The sequence below is a fragment of the Paractinoplanes toevensis genome, from assembly GCF_018332695.1.
Lineage (GTDB): Bacteria > Actinomycetota > Actinomycetes > Mycobacteriales > Micromonosporaceae > Actinoplanes > Actinoplanes toevensis.
The window spans coordinates 1-6,023 of record NZ_BOQN01000013.1; the positions used below are offsets into that span (position 1 = coordinate 1).

At 66.6% G+C, this 6,023-nt stretch carries 5 protein-coding genes; all 5 read left to right on the forward strand.

Going from position 1 to position 6,023, the window contains the following annotated elements; translation table 11 throughout:
• Window positions 1–125 precede the first annotated feature (125 nt).
• A complete protein-coding gene (locus tag Ato02nite_RS05440; RefSeq protein ID WP_213005267.1) occupies window positions 126–1,034 on the forward strand; it encodes an HNH endonuclease in 909 nt (302 codons plus the stop codon).
• Between the two features lie 27 nt (window positions 1,035–1,061).
• A complete protein-coding gene (locus tag Ato02nite_RS05445; protein ID WP_213005268.1) occupies window positions 1,062–3,815 on the forward strand; it encodes a hypothetical protein in 2,754 nt (917 codons plus the stop codon).
• Window positions 3,816–3,829: 14 nt separating this feature from the next.
• Window positions 3,830–4,351, forward strand: a complete 522-nt coding sequence (locus tag Ato02nite_RS05450) for a hypothetical protein (RefSeq protein WP_213005269.1) — start codon at window positions 3,830–3,832, stop codon at window positions 4,349–4,351.
• 20 nt (window positions 4,352–4,371) lie between these two features.
• Complete coding sequence (locus Ato02nite_RS05455; protein ID WP_213005270.1) at window positions 4,372–5,067, forward strand: sigma-70 RNA polymerase sigma factor region 4 domain-containing protein; 696 nt, start codon at window positions 4,372–4,374, stop codon at window positions 5,065–5,067.
• A 14-nt stretch (window positions 5,068–5,081) separates the two neighbouring features.
• The coding region (locus tag Ato02nite_RS05460; RefSeq protein WP_213005271.1) for a LamG-like jellyroll fold domain-containing protein at window positions 5,082–6,023 on the forward strand (942 nt) is incomplete at its 3' end.

A 6,023-nucleotide genomic window follows, 5' to 3' on the forward strand; every position in this document is an offset into this window, starting at 1 on the left:
TTTGCGACTGATGCCAAGGATTTCAGCCGCCTGCTCGGCGCTCACCCACCCGGCCATGTCCATGAGGACAGGGTATGCTGTACGTACTGAATACGTACGTACTAGGGGTGTAGATGCCGCCACGGATGTTCGATGACGCAGCAGCTGCCGAGATCGCCCGCATGTATGAGGCTGGCGCGGCCATCCCTGACCTAGCTGCGCTTTACGACTGCAACGTTCAGACGATCCGGAAAGCCATACACGCTTGCGGAGTTGTACTTCGCCCGCGCGAATACACCAGCAATTACACGGGATCGGAAGAGCAGCGCGCAGAGATCGTCAGGCTGTACACGAACCGGATCAAGAGTCTGCGAGACATCGCGAAGGGCATCGGATGTGACATTCCGCTTGTCGTTCAGGCGCTGCGAGATGCTGGCGTGAAGGCGGGAACCAACAATAGCAAGGTTCACGATTACAGCCCCGAACAACTCGCTGAGATCGCCGCTGCCCATGAGGGCGGCGAGTCGATGTCATCGATCGCACGGCGACTCAAGATCTCCGGCAAGCTCGCGACGAAACTTCTTAGGCTGTCGGGCGCCAAGCTAAGACTCCGCGACGACTACTACTCCGAGGAGAAGAAGGCCGAGATCATTCGGCGTTTCGAATCGGGCGAGACTCAGAAGTCAATCGCCGAGTCGGTGAAGACTCAACAGAGCCGGATCAGCCGATTCCTCGACTCGGTCGGGGTTGAACGGAAAAGAGCCCTGCGTTACAAGGTGGCAAATGGCTACATCAGCGTTCTTACTTTTCCCGAGGACCGTGCTTTTTGTGTTCCGCACGCCAACGGGCGTGTTCTCGAACACCGCCTGGTGATGGGCCGCTATTTGGGTCGTCCGATGCGGCCAGATGAGACGGTGCACCACATCAATGGCGACACCGGAGACAACCGAATCGAGAATCTCCAGCTGCGGACCGGGCGGCATGGGAAGGGCATCTCTCAGGTCTGCCTCGATTGCGGTTCGCACAACGTCAAACCGGTGCCGATCGCAAGCTGATCGGGGCGCGCATCACGGGGGTGACCCGTGGCGCTTCGCCTGTACTTCACGAACTCGGCAGCCCCCTACACCCCGACCACGAAACGGGGCGGCTGGGAGCAGGCGGGCGCAAGCCTGGCCCGGCTGCTCGGCGCTCGCCCGTCCGGCGCCGCTGCGACCGCTGCGGTGGCCACCGGTTCGACGGGCGCAGCCAACGACGTCCTGTGGGGCCGCTGGGTCTCGGCGGGCGCGGTCACGGCAGGCACCCTGTCCGGCACGGTGCAGGCGATCGTCGGTGCGGTCGAGTCCAACGCGGCCACGAACGCCAACCTGTTCCTGCACATCTTCGTAACGGCGGGCGACTCGGACACAGTGCGCGGTACGGCCCTGGCGAACTGGGCTGGAAGCACCGAGTTCACGACGACGGCGAACGGCCGGGACAGCTCAGCCCAGACGCTGACTTCGGTGGCCGTCTCGGCAGGTGACCGACTGGTCGTCGAGATCGGCTACCGGTCGATCTCGGCGGACACCACGGCCCGCACCGCCACCATGAACTACGGCAACACCGGCACGACCGACCTTGTGTCGGCCGCGACCACGGTCACCACCAACCCGGGCTGGATCGAGTTCTCCGGCGGCGACGGGATTTTCAGCGCCCCAATCGCCACCCTGCAGGACGACTTCTCAAGCGGCACGATCAACGCTGGCCGGTGGCCGACCACCACCGGCACGGTCACCGTCATCTCCGGCGCCGCCCAACTCGAATCCGCTGCGGGCGCAACAATGGCGTCGGCCGCCGCATATCAGCTGCGCGGGTCGACACTGACCGTGGAACTGCCGTCGATGCCGGCCGGTCCGAGCTATTACGCGGGCGTGCAGGTTAGGGACGATGCGGGCGGCAACTACTTCGGGGTCTATGCCCACGGCGACACGTCGCTGACGTTCGAACTCAACGGCACCGGCAACGTGTCGACCACCTACAACGCGACGACACACCGGCGGGTGCGGTTCCGGCACGACGGCAGCAGCTGCTACCTCGAGACCAGCCCCGACGGGTCGACGTGGACAACGCGCCGCACCGACGGTGGCCTGCCGCAGTGGACGAACTTTTCCGACCTGAAGGTCTTCTTCGAGTGCGGTGACGGCGGAAGCAGCCCGGACTATTTCACCGTCGACAACGTCAACATCACCGCCGCGGTGCTCAGCGGAGCTGCGGCCCTCACTGCGGCGAGTGACCTGACTGCTGGTGCGGTCCGGGAAACAGCCGGGGCAGCGTCGCTGTCCGCCACATCGGGGCTGACCGCCGCAGCAGCGCAGGGTGTCGCGGGCGCGGTGTCCATGTCGGCGGCGTCCGGCCTGACCGCAGGCGCCACGGTCACCCAGCCTGCCGCGACGTCGCTGTCGGCGGCGAGCAGCCTTACTGCCGGTGCTGTCGCTACCGGCCAGGGCGCGGTTGCCATGACGGCGGCCAGCAGCCTCACCGCAGCAGCCACCCCGATCCGCCCGGCCGCAGCCACCCTGTCGGCCGCAACTTCCCTGACTGCGGCAGCATCCACCACCCAGGGCGCTGCTGCGGCCCTCACGGCAGCAAGCTCTCTCACCGCCGCAGCGGTCCGCACCCAACCGGCATCCACCGCGATGGCGGCAGCGTCGTCGCTCACGGCGAACGCTGGGGCAGTCCAGTCGGCTGCTGCGGCATTGACCTCGGCAGCCACGGTCACGGCCGCTGGCGTTGTGGACCGGCCCGGCGCTGCCGCGCTGTCCGCAGCCACTAGCCTGGCCGTCACCGGTGCGGCCACCTACCAGGCCGCCGCCGCACTGGTCGCCGCCACGACGCTGACGGCTACGGCCACCCGGATCCAACCCGGTGCCGCAACGCTCACCGCAGCTTCGTCACTGACTGCTGGGGCAACCCAGACGGCGGTCGCCGCCGTGTCGCTCAGTGCGGCAAGCACGCTGAGCGCGTCGGCGGCAGCCACCTTCCAGGCCGCCGTCGACATGCATGCTGTGTCGGCCCTCGACGTAGCCGCCACAGTGCTGCCCGTCGCCGGCCTGGCCATGACCGCACAGAGCGGCCTCACCGCCAGCGCACTACGGACCGCCATCTCGGCAGTGACGATGTCGAGCGCATCCCAGCTGGATGTTGCCGCGATCCCCATCCGACTCGCGACGGTCTCCCTGGCCTCCGGCTCGCTGCTGGTCACGGCGGCAACCGTCACCGGGCAGGGCTCGGTCGGCCTGGCGGCCACGTCGGGTCTGACCGTTTCGGCCGTACGGGCAACACTGGGTGCGGCAACCCTGTCGGCCAGCTCTGCGCTGTCCGCCGACGGGACCGCCACGGGTTCTGGGGCGGGAGCCAACCTCACTGCGACCTCTGCCATCGTGGCGACCGCAGTCAGGCTGGCGTCGGGGAGCGCGGCCCTGTCCGCCGCCTCCGCCCTGCTGGCCGCTGGTGTTGCAGACGGGCCGGCCACAGCCGCACTGACCGCTGCAACCAACCTCGATGCTGGTGCTGTCCAGGCCCGGCTCGGCACGGTAGTGCTCACGGCGAGTTCCAGCCTGACGGCTTCAGGCGCAACGACTCCGTCTGGCGGCGTGCCCATGTCGGCCACGACCACACTCGGCGCGGCAGGTTTCACCAACCAGCAGGCGACGGTCGTGATGATCGCCGCATCGCTACTGACGGCATCCGCCACCGGCGGGCAGAACACCCACCGCAGGCCGGGCGTGTTCGTAGCAGGCGCCCGGCGGGCCCGGCTCTCGGCGGGCACGTACGAGACCCCGCTCCTGCTGCCGATCTAGGTTGGGGGTGTGCTGTGGCCACCGGAACCGTAATCCTCTCCCCTGGTGCCGCGATCCTGCCGGACGGGTCGGCCAGCAACGCCGCCCCGGCGATGCAGCGGGTCAAGTCCAGCGCTACCGCGCCGGGCATCTACTTCCTGCAGTTGGCGTTCGACGCCAGCACCGAAGAATGGTGCTCGTTCCAGTTCCGGATGCCCGCCGACTACGCCAGCGCACCGGTGGCGGTGGTGCAGTGGAAGGCAGCGTCGGCAACCTCGGGCGGGGCGGTCTGGGACGTCCGCGTCTCAGCGGTCACGACCGGTGACAGCGTGGACGTCGACGCGAAAGGCTTCGGCAGCGCGAACACCGCCACCGGGACTGCACCCGCAACCGCCGGGTATCTGGTCGACACGTCGGTCACCCTCACGAACGCCGACAGCTTAGCGGCCGGCGATTTCGTGGTGGTGCGGTTGGCGCGGGCCGCCGCAGATGGCTCAGACACAGCGACCGGCGATGCCGAGTGCGTCGGGTTGGCCATCACCTACGTTACGACATAGCGCCACGCTATGATTTAACGATGGACACCAAGAGCTACCTCATGGGCGTATTTGACGGAGAAGGCTCCGTGAACACCTATTACCAACGCGGGCGCTGGACCCTCCAAGTGTCAGTGACCATGGCGGCGATAGAGATTTTGGAACTGTTCCGGGAAACCTGGGGAGGAAACCTCCACATCCGGAAGAGGAAGACGGCCGGAGGTTTGACTCTCGGGCAGTGGTATATCGGATCCTCGAAGGCCATTCCCTTTCTGGAGTACGCCGCGACGAACGGCATGTGGCGTAGACGCCGAGTCGAATGTGCTCTCGAACTTGCTCGCAACATGGCGAAGTACACCATCCCAGGCGTCCGGAAGGGCATCAACATCAGCCAGGGTGGATCTTTTCTGACGCCCGAGGACCACACCCTTCGGGAACGTCTGGTGCTGGAGATGCGCTCGCTTGCCGGTGCGCGGTCGCGCTTCGATCCGAACTTCCAGGCCGACTCAACTGCGACGGCAACCCGATTGCCAGCGGCCGCCCGGCCTACGAGAGAGCAGTTGGTGACGATGTACGCCACCCAGCAGATGAGTATGCGGGAAGTAGCTGATGCCCTCGGGTGCAGCGTGGGTGTTGTCCGAAGTGGCCTCCATGAACACGGAATTCCGCTTCGCGGCCATGCGGAGGCGGCGCGCATCTTTCGTGCAAGGCGAGCAGGCCCGGGCACGACCACCTGACCGGAGGTTAGGTCGTGGCCCGCAACTTCAACGGCAGCACAGACTTTCTTCGCGGCTCGGCGGCCATTCCAGGCACAGTCTTCACGGCTGGCTTTTCGCTGGTCATCGTGCTCCGGCCGACTTTTTTGTCCTCTACCGTCTGGCCGTTCGGGATTGGCTCCTCCACGTCCGGCAACTACAGCATTCGCATCGAAGCGCCGGGGCCCTACGTCACCTACAGGGAGGGCGGTTCAAGCTACTCCCCCGCCTCCAACCTTGTGGTGCCGACGAACGTCTGGTCTCTGATCGCGATTACGAAGCCAGCCGGAACTAGCTCCCCCCGCATGCACCTGTACCGATATGACACCGACGCGTGGGCACGCAGTACCTCATCGTCATCTTTCGCGACGGGCTTGGCGTCGAACACTTCCGCGTTGATCGGGAGCAACCCGTCGCCGTCTGCACCGTTTGCTGGCGACATCGCCGCGTGCGCGGTGTTCAACGCGGCGCTCAGCGATACCCAACTTGATGTTCTGCCCTACAGCTTGTCGGGCTGGCTCAACGGGCTGACTGAGGCACTGTGGGTTCTTGACCAGCAGTCGACCGGCCAGAACGCACCGGATCTGACTGGTCGGTATGGCACCCAGGCCGCGATCACCGGAACCACAGTCTCGACGGCCAGCGTCCCCATCCTTAGCTACGGCCATCCGATCCTGGTCGCCACACACGCCACCGCGGCCGGGGGAAGCCAGAACGGCGCGGCGGCTCTGACGGCCGGCTCAAGCCTGACCGCCGCAGCCACGCTGCAAGCCGTGGGCACCGCGACGCTCACCGCTGCCAGCGGACTCACCGCCCAGGCGATTGCCGATCGGCCCGCAGCGACCAACCTGACCGCCGCCTCGGGGCTGACCGCCGCAGGAACGGTCACCAAAGCGGGCGCGGTCGCCATGTCCGCCGGCTCAGACCTGACCGCCGGG

Coding starts and splice junctions, on each gene's coding strand:
- Ato02nite_RS05455 (WP_213005270.1), top strand. CDS start 4,372: ATGGACACCAAGAGCTACCTCATGGGCGTATTTGACGGAGAAGGCTCC.
- Ato02nite_RS05440 (WP_213005267.1), top strand. CDS start 126: ATGTTCGATGACGCAGCAGCTGCCGAGATCGCCCGCATGTATGAGGCT.